15 protein-coding genes and 2 tRNA genes are annotated in these 17,666 nt (G+C 61.0%); 1 reads left to right on the forward strand and 16 read right to left on the reverse strand.

Annotated features, from left to right (window positions below; all coding sequences use genetic code 11):
* Positions 1–2: 2 nt before the first annotated feature.
* The 12 genes from rbfA to rlmE all read right to left on the reverse strand — a co-directional run bounded on the left by rbfA (position 3) and on the right by rlmE (position 11,662).
* Positions 3–401, reverse strand: coding sequence for a 30S ribosome-binding factor RbfA (gene rbfA, locus GEV39_RS21060; RefSeq protein WP_009685351.1), 399 nt, complete (start codon positions 399–401; stop codon positions 3–5).
* Between the two features lie 116 nt (positions 402–517).
* The gene (gene infB, locus GEV39_RS21065; protein ID WP_154211612.1) at positions 518–3,046 is read right to left on the reverse strand and encodes a translation initiation factor IF-2; all 2,529 of its coding nucleotides are present in this window, start codon (positions 3,044–3,046) and stop codon (positions 518–520) included.
* Positions 3,047–3,073: 27 nt separating this feature from the next.
* Positions 3,074–4,555: a transcription termination factor NusA gene (nusA, locus tag GEV39_RS21070; protein ID WP_009685349.1), complete on the reverse strand. Its 1,482-nt coding sequence runs from the start codon at positions 4,553–4,555 to the stop codon at positions 3,074–3,076.
* A 59-nt stretch (positions 4,556–4,614) separates the two neighbouring features.
* Positions 4,615–5,073, reverse strand: coding sequence for a ribosome maturation factor RimP (gene rimP, locus GEV39_RS21075; RefSeq protein ID WP_009685348.1), 459 nt, complete (start codon positions 5,071–5,073; stop codon positions 4,615–4,617).
* A gap of 129 nt (positions 5,074–5,202) precedes the next feature.
* A tRNA-Met gene (locus tag GEV39_RS21080) sits at positions 5,203–5,279 on the reverse strand.
* A gap of 100 nt (positions 5,280–5,379) precedes the next feature.
* Positions 5,380–5,465: transfer RNA gene (locus GEV39_RS21085), tRNA-Leu, on the reverse strand.
* Between the two features lie 18 nt (positions 5,466–5,483).
* A complete protein-coding gene (secG, locus tag GEV39_RS21090; protein ID WP_009685347.1) occupies positions 5,484–5,885 on the reverse strand; it encodes a preprotein translocase subunit SecG in 402 nt (133 codons plus the stop codon).
* A 4-nt stretch (positions 5,886–5,889) separates the two neighbouring features.
* Positions 5,890–6,645, reverse strand: coding sequence for a triose-phosphate isomerase (tpiA, locus tag GEV39_RS21095; RefSeq protein ID WP_173891105.1), 756 nt, complete (start codon positions 6,643–6,645; stop codon positions 5,890–5,892).
* 65 nt (positions 6,646–6,710) lie between these two features.
* Positions 6,711–8,051, reverse strand: a complete 1,341-nt coding sequence (gene glmM / locus GEV39_RS21100) for a phosphoglucosamine mutase (RefSeq protein ID WP_173891106.1) — start codon at positions 8,049–8,051, stop codon at positions 6,711–6,713.
* A gap of 16 nt (positions 8,052–8,067) precedes the next feature.
* On the reverse strand, positions 8,068–8,919 hold the full coding sequence (folP, locus tag GEV39_RS21105) for a dihydropteroate synthase (protein ID WP_173891107.1): 852 nt from the start codon (positions 8,917–8,919) through the stop codon (positions 8,068–8,070).
* An 8-nt stretch (positions 8,920–8,927) separates the two neighbouring features.
* Positions 8,928–10,832, reverse strand: coding sequence for an ATP-dependent zinc metalloprotease FtsH (gene ftsH, locus GEV39_RS21110; protein ID WP_173891108.1), 1,905 nt, complete (start codon positions 10,830–10,832; stop codon positions 8,928–8,930).
* 203 nt (positions 10,833–11,035) lie between these two features.
* A complete protein-coding gene (gene rlmE, locus GEV39_RS21115) occupies positions 11,036–11,662 on the reverse strand; it encodes a 23S rRNA (uridine(2552)-2'-O)-methyltransferase RlmE (RefSeq protein ID WP_009685342.1) in 627 nt (208 codons plus the stop codon).
* A gap of 102 nt (positions 11,663–11,764) precedes the next feature.
* Here rlmE and yhbY point away from each other — a divergent pair, with 102 nt between their 5' ends.
* Positions 11,765–12,073, forward strand: coding sequence for a ribosome assembly RNA-binding protein YhbY (gene yhbY, locus GEV39_RS21120; RefSeq protein ID WP_173891109.1), 309 nt, complete (start codon positions 11,765–11,767; stop codon positions 12,071–12,073).
* Positions 12,074–12,213: 140 nt separating this feature from the next.
* Here yhbY and GEV39_RS21125 read toward each other — a convergent pair whose 3' ends face one another.
* The 4 genes from GEV39_RS21125 to carA form a co-directional block, all read right to left on the reverse strand.
* Positions 12,214–12,654, reverse strand: a complete 441-nt coding sequence (locus GEV39_RS21125; protein ID WP_173891110.1) for an MFS transporter — start codon at positions 12,652–12,654, stop codon at positions 12,214–12,216.
* Entirely contained in the window at positions 12,632–13,114 is a 483-nt protein-coding gene (gene greA, locus GEV39_RS21130) for a transcription elongation factor GreA (RefSeq protein WP_081016656.1), read from the reverse strand. The genes GEV39_RS21125 and greA overlap by 23 nt, the downstream gene beginning before the upstream one ends.
* Positions 13,111–16,332 (reverse strand): carbamoyl-phosphate synthase large subunit, encoded by a 3,222-nt coding sequence (carB, locus tag GEV39_RS21135; RefSeq protein ID WP_029885745.1) that lies wholly within the window; start codon positions 16,330–16,332, stop codon positions 13,111–13,113. The genes greA and carB overlap by 4 nt, the downstream gene beginning before the upstream one ends.
* A gap of 105 nt (positions 16,333–16,437) precedes the next feature.
* Entirely contained in the window at positions 16,438–17,574 is a 1,137-nt protein-coding gene (gene carA, locus GEV39_RS21140) for a glutamine-hydrolyzing carbamoyl-phosphate synthase small subunit (RefSeq protein WP_003249935.1), read from the reverse strand.
* Positions 17,575–17,666: the final 92 nt, after the last annotated feature.

Below are 17,666 nucleotides of genomic sequence, written 5' to 3' on the forward strand. Positions count from 1 at the left end.
GCTTACTCCTTGGTGTCCGGCTCGTCGGCTTCCTTGTGCATGCGGTCTTCGGCCACTGCACGCTCGATCAGCGCCGACAGGTGCACACCGCGGCTGACACTTTCATCGAAGTGGAAGTGCAGTTGCGGCACGCTGCGCAGTTGCATCGAACGCCCCAGGTGCAGGCGCAGGAAGCTGGCAGCGCTGTTGAGTGCCTTGAGCGACTGCTGCACCGCGTCCGGGGTTTCTTCGCCCATGACGGTGATGAACACCTTGGCATGGCCCAGGTCGCGGCTGACGTCCACGGCGGTGATGGTCACCAGGCCGACACGCGGGTCTTTGACTTCGCGACGGATCAGCTCGGCCAGCTCGCGCTGCATCTGATCGCCAATACGTTGGGTACGGCTATATTCTTTGGCCATTCTTGCTACCTGTAACTTAAAGCGGCAAACGCCCGGGCAGACCTGAGCCTGACCGGGCGCTACCTGAAGAGGTACCGCAAGCCGCCCTGCAAAGGGCGCTTGCGGCTCGCTCGCCCTTAAAGGGTACGAGCCACCTGGACTTTCTCGAAGACTTCGATCTTGTCGCCGACCTTGACGTCGTTGTAGCTCTTGACGCCAATACCGCACTCCATGCCCGAACGCACTTCGGAGGCGTCGTCCTTGAAGCGACGCAGCGATTCCAGCTCGCCTTCGAAGATCACAACGTCGTCGCGCAGTACGCGGATCGGACGGTTGCGGTACACGGTACCCTCGATGACCATACAGCCAGCGATGGCGCCGAATTTCGGCGAACGGAACACGTCACGCACTTCGGCAACACCCAGGATGTTCTCGCGAACATCGCTGCCGAGCATGCCGGTCAGGGCCTTCTTGACGTCTTCGATGATGTCGTAGATCACGTTGTAGTAACGCATATCCAGACCTTCCTGCTCGACGATCTTGCGCGCACCGGCATCGGCACGCACGTTGAAGCCGAACAGTACAGCGTTCGAAGCCAGCGCCAGGTTGGCATCGCTCTCGGTGATACCACCGACGCCACCACCAATCACGCGCACTTGCACTTCGTCGTTGCCCAGGCCGCCAAGCGAACCCTGCAGCGCCTCGAGAGAACCACGTACATCGGTCTTGAGCACGATGTTGAGGGTTTTCTTCTCTTCCTGACCCATGGTCTCGAAGATGTTTTCCAGCTTGCCGGCGTGAGCGCGGGCCAGCTTGACCTCGCGGTACTTGCCTTGACGGAACATGGCAACTTCGCGGGCTTTCTTCTCGTCGGCAACCACGGACAGCTCGTCACCGGCTTCCGGGGTACCGTCCAGGCCAAGGATCTCGACCGGGATCGACGGGCCGGCTTCTTTCACAGGCTTGCCGTTCTCGTCGAGCATGGCACGCACGCGGCCATAGTTGGAACCGCACAGCACCATGTCGCCCTGACGCAGCGTACCGTCCTGAACCAGGATGGTCGCGACCGGGCCGCGGCCCTTGTCCAGGCGCGATTCGACGACCACGCCACGACCAGGTGCAGTCGGCGTAGCGGTCAGTTCGAGGATCTCGGCCTGCAGCAGCACGGCTTCGAGCAGCTCGTCGACACCGGTACCCATCTTCGCCGATACCTTGACGAATGGCGTGTCACCACCCCAGTCCTCGGAGGTAACGCCTTCGACGGCCAGTTCGTTACGGATACGATCGAGGTCAGCACCCGGTTTGTCGATCTTGTTCACTGCAACCACCAGCGGAACGCCAGCTGCCTTGGCATGCTGAACCGCTTCGCGGGTTTGCGGCATTACGCCGTCGTCCGCCGCCACCACCAGGATGACGATGTCGGTCGCCTTGGCACCACGGGCACGCATCTGGGTGAACGCAGCGTGGCCCGGGGTATCGAGGAAGGTGACCATGCCGCGGTCGGTTTCCACGTGGTAGGCACCGATGTGCTGGGTAATGCCACCGGCTTCGCCAGCAGCAACCTTGGCACGACGGATGTAGTCGAGCAGCGAGGTCTTGCCATGGTCAACGTGACCCATGACGGTAACCACCGGCGCGCGGGACTCGGCCTGGCCTTCGAACTTCAGCGATTCGGCCAGGGAATCTTCCAGCGCGGTGTCGCTGATCAGCGTGACCTTGTGGCCCAGCTCTTCAGCGATCAGCTGAGCAGTTTCCTGGTCGAGCACCTGGTTGATGGTGACCGGGGTACCCATCTTGAACATGAACTTGACCACTTCAGCGGCCTTGACCGACATCTGCTGGGCCAGTTCGGAGACGGTGATGGTCTCGCCGATGGTCACGTCACGGATGACTGGACCGGTCGGGTTCTGGAAGCCGTGCTGGTTACGCTTCTTCAGCTTGCTCTTGCCACCACGACCACGACGGGCGCCGTCGCTCTCTTCATCGGTGGTACGCGGAGCGGCACGTGGCGTTGGAGCCTTTTCCTTCTCCTTGACCTTGACCTTGATCGACACACGAGGGGCTTCGCCACGACGACGGTCGTCATCACGGGTACGGCTCTCGTTGCGACGGGTCTCGTCCTTCTTGCGCTCGGCAGCACGGGCTGCAGCGTCTTCGGAGGCTGGCGCGTCGGCGACGACCGGGGCCGGGGCAGCGGCAGGAGCCGGCTCTGGCTTGGCCGCAGGCGCCGGGGCTGCTGCTGCGGTATCGGCAGCCTGACGGCGAGCCTGTTCCTCGTTGCGCTGGCGAACTTCGGCCTCGACCTTGTCGCGCGCGGCGTTTTCGGCCGCACGGCGCTCTTCCAGCTCACGCTTCTGCTCAGCCTGGATTTCTTCCGGGCTGCGCTGCACGAAAACTTTCTTCTTGCGTACTTCTACGCTGATGCTCTTGCTACCGGCGACACGCAGGGTGCTGGTGGTTTTGCGCTGCAAGGTAATCTTGCGCGGCTCTTCCGCCTTGCTCTTGTGGCTGCTTTTCAAATGAGTCAGCAGGGTCTGCTTCTCATTATCGGTCACTACCTGACCGGCGTCGGTGTGCGGCAGACCTGCCTCACGCATCTGCTGCAGCAGGCGCTCTACCGGTGCCTCGACCTCTTGGGCCAGTTCTTTCACCGTGACTTGCGTCATGCACTTCTCTCCTCAGGCCGCGCCTAATTACTCGAACCAGTGGGCTCGGGCGGCCATGATCAACTTGCCGGCACGCTCTTCGTCGATGCCGTCGATGTCGAGCAGATCGTCGATCGACTGCTCGGCCAGGTCTTCGCGGTTAACCACGCCGCGCACCGCCAGTTCAGCCGCCAGGTCCTTGTCCATGCCCTCGAGGGAGAGCAGGTCTTCAGCCGGGTGGGCGTCTGCCAGTTTTTCTTCGGTAGCGATGGCCTTGGTCAACAAACGGTCCTTGGCTCGAGCGCGGAGCTCATTGACGATATCTTCGTCAAAGCCATCGATGTTGAGCATTTCTTCCAACGGTACGTAGGCAATTTCTTCGAGGCTGGTGAAGCCTTCGTCGACCAGCACTTGGGCCAGCTCCTCGTCGACTTCCAGTTCATCAATGAAATTGCGCAGGATGTCACCGGTTTCGGCCTGTTGCTTGGCCTGGATGTCCTTCTCGGTCATCACGTTCAAGGTCCAGCCGGTCAACTGACTGGCAAGACGAACGTTCTGACCGCCACGGCCAATGGCCTGGGCCAGGTTGTCCTCGGCGACGGCGATGTCCATGGCATGGGCATCTTCATCAACGATGATCGCCGCGACTTCAGCCGGCGACATGGCGTTGATGACGAACTGCGCCGGGTTATCGTCCCACAGGACGATATCCACACGCTCACCACCCAGCTCCCCGGATACAGCTTGGACGCGCGAACCACGCATGCCGATACAGGCACCTTGCGGGTCGATACGCTTGTCCTTGGAGCGGACGGCGATCTTGGCTCGCGAACCCGGGTCACGGGAAGCAGCCATGACTTCGATCAGGCCCTCGGCAATTTCCGGCACTTCAATGCGGAAAAGCTCGATCAGCATCTGCGGCGCGGTGCGCGACAGGATCAGCTGAGGGCCACGGTTTTCAGTGCGAATTTCCTTCAGCAGCGCACGCAGGCGCACGCCAACACGGAAGGTTTCGCGGGGGATGATGTCTTCGCGGGCCAACAGGGCCTCGGCGTTGTTGCCCAGGTCAACGATAACGTTGTCGCGGGTAACCTTTTTTACGGTACCGGAGATGATTTCGCCAACGCGTTCGCGGTAGGCATCGACCACCTGGGCACGCTCGGCCTCGCGGACCTTCTGCACGATGACCTGCTTGGCGGTCTGGGCGGCGATGCGACCAAATTCGATGGACTCGATCTTCTCTTCGATCACGTCACCTACCTTGGCTTCAGGGTGGGTGTCCTTGATCTTGTCCAGCCAGGTCTCGATCGCCGGGTCGTCCAAATCGGCTTCATCGACCACGGTCCAGCGACGGAAGGTCTCGTAGCTACCGGTGTGGCGGTTGATTTCCACACGCAGATCGACTTCGTCTTCAAAACGTTTTTTGGTTGCAGTGGCCAGGGCCACCTCCAGCGCTTCGAAAATGACGCCGGGCGGTACACCTTTTTCGTTGGATACCGATTCAACAACCAGCAGTACTTCTTTGCTCATCGTACGCCTCGCCTTGCGCAAGCCATTGGGCCCGGATAGTCCGCCGGGCCCGGCACGTCTCAGTCAAAACTGGGAATAATATTGGCCTTGTCGATCGAATCGATCGGCAGAAGGAATTCCTGGTTGTCCACCTGGACCACCACGTCCTGCTCCTCCACACCGCGGAGAAGGCCCTGGAAGTTACGACGACCCTCGAAGGGTGAGCGCAGCTTGATCTTCACTTGTTCGCCGGCATGCGAGGCAAACTGTTCCAGAGTGAACAGTGGGCGATCCATGCCTGGAGAAGACACCTCGAGGGTGTATTCACTGCTGATTGGATCTTCCACATCGAGGATTGCGCTGGCCTGACGGCTGACTGCTTCGCAATCGTCCACCAGAATACCGCCTTCCTTGTCGATGTAGATGCGCAATACCGAATGCTTACCCTGGGAAACGAACTCGATCCCCCAGCATTGATAGCCCAGACCCTCGACAACCGGGGCCAACAAGGCCTGCAACTGTTCTAGCTTGCTCGACACCTGAACCCCCTCGTGCATGCTGTGCAAATAAAAAATGGGCAAAGCGCCCATCCCTGAAAGCGCCGTTGGACAACGACGCCGAAACTGTTCGGTTAGCAAAAAGCCCCTGAAAAGGGGCTCCGCTGAAGCTGGTTGCGGGGGCTGGATTTGAACCAACGACCTTCGGGTTATGAGCCCGACGAGCTACCAAGCTGCTCCACCCCGCGACAAAGCTGGGGCGAAAGTATAAGACCGAACCCTGCTGAGGGTCAAATCCAAACCTTCACCTGCAAGAAAGCCCGCTAAAGCGGGCTCTCAAGCTTCAATTGGTACCGAGAAGGGGACTCGAACCCCTACACCCTATGGGCACAACCACCTCAAGGTTGCGTGTCTACCAATTCCACCACCTCGGCAATACTACTTGAAACCCGTTACTTCTGCTCTTCTGCCGGAGGAGGTACATCACCCGTGTTAGGAGTGGCTTCGCTCTTCTGCTGCTGTTGGAGCACCGGTACATCATCATTGACTGCCGGTTTTTGCGGCTCTTTCACTTCTAGCACTGCTGGATCTGGAAGACCTGCTTGGCTAAGCTGGTGAGCTTGTTGCTTCGCGAAGTATCCTAACCCAAGTGCTGTCAAAAAGAAAGTGGCAGCGAGTATAGCAGTTAATTTACTTAGGAACGTTGCAGAGCCTTGGCTCCCGAACACGGTATTAGAAGCACCCGCGCCGAAAGATGCACCTGCTTCAGCACCTTTACCCTGTTGCAACAGTACCAGCACTACTAGCGAAAGCGCTGCCAACAGATGAAAAACAACGATGACTGTTTCCAGCATTTGTTCAGTTTCCTGCGGCGCGACAAATTGCACCGAATTCGTCTGCGTTCAGGGACGCTCCACCAATGAGCCCCCCATCGATATCCGGCATGCCGAACAGTTCGGCCGCATTGGCCGCCTTCACGCTGCCGCCGTAGAGCAACTGCACCTTCGCAGCCACTTCAGCATCTTCTGCCGCCAGCTGGCCGCGGATGGCGGCGTGCACATCCTGGGCCTGCTGTGGCGTGGCCGTAAGGCCAGTGCCGATGGCCCATACAGGCTCATAGGCAATTACTGCATTGGCAAAAGCCCTAACACCGAATGCTTCGATGATACTGCTTAATTGACGCCCGACAACTTCGAGCGTTTTGCCTGCCTCGCGCTCTTCCAGGGTTTCCCCTATGCAAAGCACTGGCTTCAAACCTTTGGCCTGGGCCGCTGCAAACTTGCGATTCAGCACTTCGTCGGTTTCGCCAATGATCTGGCGACGCTCGGAATGGCCAATCAACACCAACTTGCAACCTGCTTCAACCAGCTGCTCGGGAGCAACTTCCCCGGTCAGCGCACCCTGTTCGGGTTGTACAGCAGAATTCTGTGCACCGACAGTAATTTCTTTACCTGCCAGGCCATCGATCACTTGATTGATGAACAAGGCCGGTGGAAATACTGCGACTTCCACTCCGCTCGGCAAGGCGAGATTGCTCAAGCCTTCGGTCAGCTCAGCGACGCTAGCGCGGGTACCGTGCATCTTCCAGTTACCAGCTACCATAGGGCGACGCATGCTTTACCTCGTCGGTCAAAGTGGGCGCAGATCTTACCCAACCAGATCTGCGCTGGCAAGCGCCTTCAGACACAAACTTCGCCAACCAGTTTGGCCAGGGCTTCGGCATGGCAACGCACCTGCGCTTCGTCCTCGCCTTCGACCATTACCCGCACCAGCGGCTCGGTGCCGGACTTGCGCAACAATACTCGCCCGCGCCCCGCCAGCGCCTCGGTGACCTTGGCGCTGGCTTCCTGCACGGCCGGGTGCTGCAGCGGGTCGACCTTGCTGCCGCCAAAGCGCACATTGATCAGCACCTGCGGGCATTTGCGCAGGGCCTGACGGGCCTGGGCCAGGCCCTCGCCGCGGCGCTTGAGCGCCATCAGCACCTGCAACGCGGCAATGATCGCGTCACCGGTAGTGGTGTAGTTGCAGCACACCACGTGGCCCGAGTTTTCGCCGCCCACCAGCCACTCACGCTCCAGCAGCTCGGCCATCACATAACGGTCACCGACCTTGGCCCGCACGAAGGGGATATCCAGGTCCTTGAGCGCCAGCTCCAGGCCCAGGTTGCTCATCAGCGTACCCACTACCCCGCCCTGGAGCTTGCCACGCTCCTGCAGGTCGCGGGCAATGATGAACAGCAACTCGTCGCCATCGACGATCGCCCCGGTGTGGTCGACCATCAGTACGCGGTCGCCGTCACCGTCGAAGGCGATACCAAGATCGGCATGCCCGACCAGCACCGCTGCCTGCAGCGATTCGATATGGGTCGAGCCGCAGTTTTCGTTGATGTTCAACCCGTCGGGCTGGGCATGCAGCACAGTGACATCGGCACCCAGCTCACGGAACACGCTTGGCGCAACCTTGTAGGTGGCACCATGGGCGCAATCGACCACCAGCTTGAGGCCTTCAAAACTGGTGCTGCTCGGTACGCTGCTCTTGCAGAACTCGATATAGCGGCCAGCAGCATCGTTGATACGCGACACCTTGCCCAGCTTGCTCGACTCGACCACGGTCATCGGCTGATCGAGCAGTTCCTCGATCATCAGTTCGACGTCGTCCGGCAGCTTGGTGCCCTGGCCCGAGAAGAACTTGATGCCGTTGTCGTCATGCGGGTTGTGCGAGGCGCTGATGACAATACCGGCTTCGGCGTGGAAGGTACGCGTGAGGTAGGCGATGGCCGGTGTTGGCATCGGCCCCAGCAGCATCACATCAGCCCCTGCCGCCGACAGGCCGGCTTCGAGGGCAGACTCGAACATGTAGCCGGAGATACGCGTGTCCTTGCCCACCAGCACCCGGCAGTGGCCGAGCTTGCGGAAGGCCATGCCGGCCGCCCAACCCAGCTTCAGCATGAAGTCCGGGGTGATCGGGTATTCGCCGACGCGGCCACGAATGCCGTCGGTACCAAAGTATTTTCTGCTCATAGGGACTCCAATGTTCTTATTCGGCGCCTTGTACCGCAGCGATCATGCGCACCACATCGACCGTTTCGGCCACGTCGTGGACACGCAGGATGCTCGCGCCCTTGGTCATGGCCAGGGCCGCCAGTGCCAGGCTGCCGTACAGGCGCTCGTCGACCGGACGTTCCAGCGTCAGGCCGATCATGCTCTTTCGCGAGACCCCCACCAGGAGTGGGCGCCCAAGACGATGGAGCGTTTCCATGTGCTTGAACAGGCTCAGGTTGTGCGCCAGCGTTTTGGCGAAACCGAAGCCCGGGTCAAGAATGATGCGGTGTTCATCAATACCGGCCGATGCGCAGGCCGCCATGCGCTGCTGCAGATACCGGGCAACATCGGCAGTCACGTTGTCGTAGTGCGGGTCGTCCTGCATGTTGCCCGGCTCGCCACGCATGTGCATCAGGCACACCGGCAGGCCGGTGGCGGCAGCGGCATCCAGGGCGCCGTCGCGCTCCAGGCCACGCACGTCGTTGATCAACCCGGCGCCCAGGCGCGCAGACTCACGCATGACGGCCGGGGTTGAGGTATCGACGGAGATGACCACATCCAGGCGACTGTTGATCGCCTCGACCATGGGCGCCACACGCTCGAGCTCCTCGGTGACCGAAACGGCGCGAGCCCCAGGCCGGGTGGACTCACCACCGATGTCGATCAACGTGGCGCCGGCGGCAACCATCGCTTCGGCATGGCGCAAGGCCTCGTCGCGCTGGTTGAAGCGCCCGCCATCGGAAAAGGAATCGGGGGTGATATTGAGGATACCCATGACATGGGTACGTGACAAATCAAGAACCCGGTTGCCGCAAGGCAACCGGGTCGGGTACTGCACTGAGCTCATAGATGCCCTTAGTGTTGAGCTGCCGGGCCGCCAATCGGCGATTCCGGACGATCGTTCTGGGCAGCAGGCGTGCCCGAATCCGTATCATCGTCCCAGTCACGCGGCTCGCGTGGCGTACGCCCAGCCATGATGTCGTCGATCTGATCGGCATCAATGGTCTCATACTTCATCAGTGCTTCGGTCATTGCTTCGAGCTTGTCGCGGTTTTCAACCAGCAACTGCTTGGCCGTGGCGTAGCACTGGTCAATGATGCTGCGCACCTCGGAGTCGATCAGCTTGGCGGTTTCGCCGGAAACGCTGGCGTGCTGGCTGGCAGCGCTGCGGCCCAGGAACACCTCGCCTTCTTCTTCGGCATACATCAACGGACCGAGTTTTTCGGACAGGCCCCACTTGGTCACCATGTTCCGTGCGATCTGGCTGGCACGCATGATGTCGTTGGAAGCGCCCGTGGTAACCCCGTCGAAGCCCAAGGTCATCTCTTCGGCAATACGACCGCCGTACAGCGAGCAGATCTGGCTGATCAAGGCACGCTTGGACAGGCTGTAACGGTCCTCTTCCGGCAGGAACATGGTCACACCCAGGGCACGGCCACGCGGGATGATCGAAACCTTGTAGACCGGATCGTGCTCAGGCACCAGCCGGCCGACGATGGCGTGGCCCGCCTCGTGATAGGCAGTGTTACGTTTTTCTTTCTCGGACATGACCATGGTCTTGCGCTCGGCGCCCATCATGATCTTGTCCTTGGCCAGCTCGAACTCCTTCATTTCCACCAGGCGCTTGTTGGAGCGGGCGGCAAACAGCGAAGCTTCGTTGACCAGGTTGGCAAGGTCAGCACCGGAGAAGCCCGGCGTACCCCGCGCGATGACGGCCGGGTTGACGTTCTCGCTGACCGGCACCTTGCGCATGTGCACCTTCAGGATCTGCTCGCGGCCGCGGATGTCCGGCAGGCCGACCACCACCTGGCGGTCGAAACGGCCGGGGCGCAGCAGCGCCGGGTCGAGTACGTCCGGGCGGTTGGTGGCGGCGATGACGATGATGCCATCGTTCATCTCGAAGCCGTCCATTTCCACCAGCAGCTGGTTCAGGGTTTGCTCACGCTCGTCGTGACCACCGCCCATGCCGGCACCACGGTGGCGGCCCACGGCGTCGATCTCGTCGATGAAGATGATGCACGGGGCATGCTTCTTGGCCTGTTCGAACATGTCGCGCACACGGCTGGCACCGACACCGACGAACATTTCAACGAAGTCCGAACCGGAAATGGTGAAGAACGGGACTTTTGCCTCACCGGCAATGGCCTTGGCCAGCAGGGTTTTACCGGTACCGGGCGGGCCCACCATCAGCACGCCACGCGGGATACGGCCGCCCAGGCGCTGGAACTTGCCCGGGTCACGCAGGAACTCCACCAGCTCGCCAACTTCTTCCTTGGCCTCGTCGCAACCGGCAACGTCGGCCAGGGTCGTCTTGACCTGGTCTTCGGACAGCAGGCGCGCCTTGCTCTTGCCAAAGCTCATCGGCCCGCCTTTACCGCCGGCACCGCCCTGCATCTGGCGCATGAAGAACATGAACACGGCGATGATCACCAGGATCGGGAAGCTTGCGACCAACAGCTGCGTCCAGATGCTCTGCTGCTCAGGCTGCTTGCCTTCGACCACTACGTGGTTGTCGACGAGGTCGCCGATCAGGCCGTTATCGGTGATGGCCGGGCGCACAGTCTTGAAGCTGTCGCCATCGGAGCGCTTGCCGGTAATGATGTAGCCGTCGACCGTCACACGCTCGACCTTGCCATCCTTGACCTGCTGGATGAAGTCGGAGTAGTTGAGGGTCTGCGGCTCGTTAGGGCTGGAGAAGTTGTTCATCACTGTCACCAGGACAGCTGCGATGATCAACCACAGGATCAGATTCTTTGCCATGTCGTTCAATTCGCTACCCTCTGAGGCCGGCGCACGACGCAGCCGTGCCTCGCATGATATTCATCGCCCTAACTTACTACATTACCTACGCAGCCGCAGGCACCGTCTGTAACCCTTTGTGAAAGCTAGACTACACGAAGTTCGGACGATCCTGACGCCGCGGCCGATTGGAAATAACTATCGGCCGCCGCGCTTCACGCCTTTCAAGCGCCTTTGAAACCTTTGCCCAACAGGTACTGTTCACGCGAGCGGTCCCGCGATGAAGAAGGCTTGCGCATCTGCACCTTGTCGAACTTGGTGCGCACGTCCTTCAGGTACATGTCGAAGCCTTCGCCCTGGAAAATCTTGATCAGGAAATCCCCGCCGGGCTTGAGCACGCGGGTTGCCAGGTCCAGGGCCAGCTCGCAGAGGAACATGGCACGTGGCATGTCCACTTCGGGCGTACCACTCATATTGGGGGCCATGTCGGAAATCACAAGGTCCACGTGCGAATCACCGACCGCGTCGAGGATTTGCTGGAGCACGGCGTCTTCGGTGAAATCGCCCTGGATAAAGGTAACGTCGGGGATCGAGTCCATTTCCAGGATATCCGAAGCGATCAGCCGGCCCTGGCCGCCAATCAGACGACTGGTCACCTGCGACCACCCGCCCGGGGCCGCACCCAGGTCGATTACGCTCATGCCGGGGCGGATCAGGCGGTCCTTTTCCTGGATCTCCAGCAGTTTGTAGCTCGCACGCGAGCGGTAGCCGTCCTTCTGTGCCTGTTTCACAAAAGGATCGTTGAAATGCTCTCGCAGCCAGTTTGCGCTGCTTTTGGAACGTTGTACCACGGGGCACCTCGATGATATGCGTCGTGATTGACTGGGCGGAGCCGGTGGCCCTCGGGTAAAATGCCGGTCAATTTTACAGAATCAGACGGAAAGGGTCAGATTATGCCGCTCAATAACGAGCAGAAGAAGCAATACAAGTCCATTGGTCATGACCTGAAGCCGGTCCTGATCGTTGCTGGCAATGGTTTGAATGAAGGCGTGGTCGCCGAGCTGGAACGCGCACTGGCCGATCATGAACTGATCAAGGTCGAGATTCGCTCGGAAGACCGCGAAGAACGCGCCGAGACCATCGCCGAGCTGTGCAAGGCCGGCCGCGCCGAACTGGTGCAGACCATCGGCAAGAAAGCCCTGATCTACCGCAAGAACCCACAACCGAACAAGCAGCTGTCCAACATTCACCGTTATAAGTAACGGCATGGGGCTGCTTTGCAGCCCTTCGCAGGCAAGCCAGCTCCCACAATTACGGCGCATACCTTGAGCTTGATGCGGTCGGTGTGGGAGCTGGCTTGCCTGCGATAGGCCGCAAAGCGGCCCCAGCGGTCTCGAGCCGCCTAGCGCTGGGCTTTGACCGGCACCGGCTGGGCTACCAGCACGATGCCGGAGAAGCCCAGCACCAAGAAGCAGAACATCTGCCAGCGCTCGCCAACGGAAATGCCGTAACGCAGGGTGTAGTACCCCACACACGCACCGAAGCCGAGCAACAGCATCTGGCCACGAAACTGCCGCCACCAGGCCGCCAGGCCTTCCACCCTTGCCAGCACAGCCAGCTGGGTCAACAAGCCAAGCAACGCCACGCCGATCAACCAGCGGTCGATCTGCCCGGCGATATCCTGCACCAGCAGCGGCGCCAGGCCACTGACCTTGAGCGCAGGCACCAGCCCCACATGGAACACCCACAGGCCACCGACCCAGAACACCTGGGCCAGTTGCCAGAGGATCCCCTCGAGGGATGGCGCCCGCAGGCGCCGGTCAGATGTGTTTGACTTCGACAATCTCGTACTCGACCGTACCGCTTGGGGTCTTCACCACCACGGTGTCACCTTCTTCCTTGCCAATGATGGCACGGGCGATCGGTGCGCTGTTCGACAGCTTGCCTTGTTTCACGTCAGCTTCATCTTCACCGACGATCTGGTAGGTCACCTCGTCATCGGTTTCGGTGTTGGCCAGCACCACGGTGGTGCCGAAAATCACCTTGCCGGTGTGAGCGATGGTGGTGACGTCGATCACCACCGAGTTCTGCAGGCGGCCTTCAATATCGCGAATACGCGCCTCGACCATGCCCTGCTCTTCACGCGCGGCATGGTATTCGGCGTTTTCCTTGAGGTCGCCCAGCTCACGCGCTTCACCAATGGCTTGGCTCAGGCGCGGGCGCTCGGTCTTGCTCAGGAAGGTCAGCTCCTCTTCCAGGGCGCGAGCGCCCTGGACGGTCATCGGGTATTTGGTAATGCTCATGCTTTGAGTCCTGCATGCAGATCCTGCAGGCGACGAACAGTCTTCTCGGGACCGAATTTCAACGCCTCGCAGATGGCTTCACCGGCCGCAATGGTCGTAGTGCAGTAAATCTTGTGCTGCAGCGCATTGCGACGAATCGAATAGGAGTCGGCGATCGACTGGCGGCCTTCGGTGGTGTTGATGATCAGCGACACTTCGTCGTTCTTGATCATGTCGACCACGTGCGGGCGGCCTTCGGTCACCTTGTTCACGCGGCGCACTTTCAGGCCAGCCGCCTCGATAACCTTGGCGGTGCCTGCAGTAGCAACCACTTCGAAGCCCAGGGCGATCAGGTCACGGGCAACGCCAGCCACTTGTGGCTTGTCGTCGTCACGCACGCTGATGAACGCGGTGCCACCAGTAGGCAGCACTTCGCTGGCACCCATCTGGGCCTTGGCGAAGGCTTCACCGAAGCTGTCACCAACACCCATGACCTCACCGGTCGATTTCATCTCAGGGCCGAGGATCGGGTCAACCCCTGGGAACTTGGCGAACGGGAAGACGGCTTCCTTGACGCTGTAGAAGTTCGGGATGATTTCCTGAGTGAAGCCCAGCTCTTTCAGGGTTTTGCCAGCCATGACGCGGGCCGCGATCATGGCCAGGGAAGTGCCGATGCACTTGGACACGAACGGCACGGTACGCGATGCACGCGGGTTGACTTCGATCACGTAGATCTTGTCGCCCTGCAGCGCCAGCTGCACGTTCATCAGGCCGACCACGCCCAACTCCAGGGCCATTTTCTTGACCTGTTCGCGCACTTCGTCCTGCACGCCCTTGCTCAGCGAGTAAGGTGGCAGCGAGCATGCCGAGTCACCGGAGTGAACGCCGGCCTGTTCGATGTGCTGCATGATCGCGCCGATGACCACGTCGGTACCGTCGCACACCGCATCCACGTCCATTTCGATGGCGCAGTTGAGGAAGTGGTCGAGCAGTACCGGGCTGTCGTTGGAAACCTGAACAGCCTCACGCAGGTAGCGCTTGAGCTCGTCCAGTTCGTAGACGATCTCCATGGCACGGCCACCCAGTACATAGGATGGGCGCACGACCAGCGGGTAGCCGATGCTGCCGGCGGCACGAATGGCCTCTTCTTCGCTGCGCACGGTCGCGTTCGGCGGCTGCAGCAGGTTCAGGCGCTGGACCATCTGCTGGAAGCGCTCGCGGTCTTCGGCGCGGTCGATGGCATCCGGGCTGGTACCGATGATCGGCACACCGGCCTCTTCCAGGGCGCGCGCCAGTTTCAGCGGGGTCTGGCCGCCGTAGTGCACGATCACGCCTTTGGGCTTCTCGACGCGGCACACTTCCAGCACGTCTTCCAGGGTCAGCGGCTCGAAGTACAGGCGGTCGGAGGTGTCGTAGTCGGTGGAAACGGTTTCCGGGTTGCAGTTGACCATGATGGTCTCGTAACCGTCGTCACGCAGCGCCAGGGCCGCGTGTACGCAGCAGTAGTCGAACTCGATACCTTGGCCGATACGGTTCGGGCCACCGCCCAGGATCATGATCTTGTCACGGGTCGACGGGTTGGCCTCGCACTCTTCCTCATAGGTGGAGTACAGGTAGGCGGTGTCGGTGGCGAACTCGGCGGCACAGGTGTCGACGCGCTTGTACACCGGGAACACTTCCAGCTTGTGGCGGTGGCGGCGCAGGTTCTTGTCGGTAATACCCAACAGCTTGGCCAGGCGCTGGTCAGAGAAGCCCTTGCGCTTGAGGCGCAGCATGTAGTCCTTGTCGATGGCCGACAGGGCCAGGGTCTTGACCTTCTCTTCTTCTTTGATCAGGTCTTCCATCTGCACCAGGAACCACATGTCGATGCCGGTCAGATTGAAGATTTCTTCGCAGGTCATGCCCGAACGCATGGCGTCGGCGACATACCAGATACGCTCGGCACCCGGCACGGTCAGCTCGCGCTTGAGGATGCTGGCAGCTTCCGGGCTGGCCAGGTCGACTTTAGGGTCGAGGCCGCAAGCGCCGACTTCCAGGCCACGCAGGGCTTTCTGCAGGGACTCCTGGAAGGTACGGCCGATGGCCATGACTTCACCCACGGACTTCATCTGGGTGGTCAAGCGGGCGTCGGCCTTGGGGAATTTCTCGAAGGCGAAGCGCGGCAGCTTGGTGACCACGTAGTCGATCGACGGCTCGAAGGAGGCCGGGGTACGGCCGCCGGTGATGTCGTTCTGCAGCTCGTCGAGGGTGTAGCCGATGGCCAGCTTGGCGGCGATCTTGGCGATCGGGAAGCCGGTAGCCTTGGACGCCAGTGCCGAGGAACGCGAAACGCGCGGGTTCATCTCGATCACGACCATACGGCCGGTGTTCGGGCAGATACCGAACTGCACGTTGGAACCGCCGGTTTCCACACCAATTTCACGCAGCACCGCCAGCGAGGCGTTGCGCATGATCTGGTATTCCTTGTCGGTCAGGGTCTGCGCCGGAGCAACCGTGATCGAGTCACCGGTGTGCACGCCCATCGGGTCGAAGTTCTCGATGGAGCAGACGATGATGCAGTTGTCCTTTTTGTCGCGGACCACCTCCATCTCGTACTCTTTCCAGCCGATCAGCGATTCGTCGATCAGCAGTTCCTTGGTTGGCGACAGGTCCAGGCCACGGGTGCAGATTTCTTCGAATTCTTCACGGTTGTAGGCAATACCGCCGCCAGTGCCGCCCATGGTGAACGACGGGCGGATGATGCAAGGGAAGCCCAGCTTCTCCAGCACCGCATTGGCCTCTTCCATGCTGTGGGCGATACCCGAACGCGGGCACTCCAGGCCGATGTCCTTCATCGCCTTGTCGAAGCGCGAGCGGTCTTCGGCCTTGTCGATGGTGTCGGCGTTGGCACCGATCATCTCTACGCCGAACTTCTCCAGAACGCCGTGGCGCTCCAGGTCCAGGGCGCAGTTCAGTGCAGTCTGGCCACCCATGGTCGGCAGCACGGCGTCTGGGCGCTCTTTCTCGATGATCTTGGCCACCGACTGCCACTTGATCGGCTCGATGTAGGTGGCGTCGGCCATGGCCGGGTCGGTCATGATGGTGGCTGGGTTGGAGTTCACCAGGATGACGCGGAAACCTTCCTCGCGCAGGGCTTTGCAAGCCTGGGCGCCGGAGTAGTCGAATTCACAGGCCTGGCCGATCACGATCGGGCCAGCGCCGAGAATCAGGATGCTTTTGATGTCTGTACGTTTTGGCATGGTGGTCACTCAAATCCGGGGTCAGTCGGCAAGCCGCTTTGAACAATCTGGGTCAGGCGCTGCCGGGCGCGGCGTGTGCCGGCCCGGGGCCTTGAAGCAGGATGCTCAGCGGCGCTTGGCCATGGCATCGGTGAAACGATCGAACAGTGGCGCGACGTCGGTCGGGCCTGGGCTCGCTTCAGGGTGGCCCTGGAAGCTGAACGCGCTCTTGTCGGTACGCTCGATACCCTGCAGGGTGCCGTCGAACAGCGACTTGTGGATGGCGCGGACATTGCCCGGCAGGGTGGCTTCGTCAACGGCAAAGCCGTGGTTCTGGCTGGTGATCATGACCACGCCGGTGTCCAGGTCTTGCACCGGGTGGTTGGCACCGTGGTGGCCATGGCCCATTTTCACGGTCTTGGCACCGGAAGCCAGCGCCAGCAACTGGTGGCCCAGGCAGATGCCGAATACCGGAATCTCGGTTTCGAGGATTTCCTTGATGGCCTGGATGGCGTAGTCGCACGGCTCGGGGTCGCCAGGGCCGTTGGACAGGAACACGCCGTCCGGGTTGAGCGCCAGCACTTCGCTGGCCGGGGTCTGGGCCGGCACCACGGTCACGCGGCAGCCACGGGCAACCAGCATGCGCAGAATGTTCAGCTTGACGCCGTAGTCGAAGGCCACCACGTGGTAGGGCAGGTCGGCCGCGTCGATGGTCGGGTGGCTGTCGGTTTTCAGCTCCCACACGCTGGAGCGCCACTCGTAGCGTTCCTTGGTGGAAACCACCTTGGCCAGGTCCATGCCCTTGAGGCCCGGGAAGCCACGGGCAGCGGCGATGGCCGCCTCTTCGCTGATGTTGTCACCCGCCAGGATGCAGCCGTTCTGGGCGCCCTTCTCACGCAGGATGCGGGTGAGGCGACGGGTGTCGATGCCGGCGATGGCAACCACGTTGTTGGCCTTGAGGTACTCCGGCAGCGACTGGGTGTTGCGCCAGTTGCTGGCCAGCAGCGGCAGGTCACGGATGACCAGGCCAGCGGACCATACGCGGTTGGACTCGGCGTCTTCCGGGGTGGTACCGGTGTTGCCGATGTGCGGGTAGGTCAGGGTGACGATTTGCTGCGCGTAGGAAGGGTCTGTAAGGATTTCCTGGTAGCCGGTCATAGCGGTGTTGAATACCACCTCACCAACGGTCTGACCGTCGGCACCAATGGCTTCACCGCGAAAAATACTGCCGTCGGCAAGGGCGAGTATGGCTGGCTTTGTCAAGAAGACCTCCCGTAAATCAAGCATGAAAGGGCGATCGCAGGTTGCAAAAAAGCGGAGTGACGTATGGACACGTCACCCCGCTTTCATGTGCT

This window comes from Pseudomonas sp. NY5710, from assembly GCF_013305665.1.
GTDB lineage: Bacteria > Pseudomonadota > Gammaproteobacteria > Pseudomonadales > Pseudomonadaceae > Aquipseudomonas > Aquipseudomonas juntendi.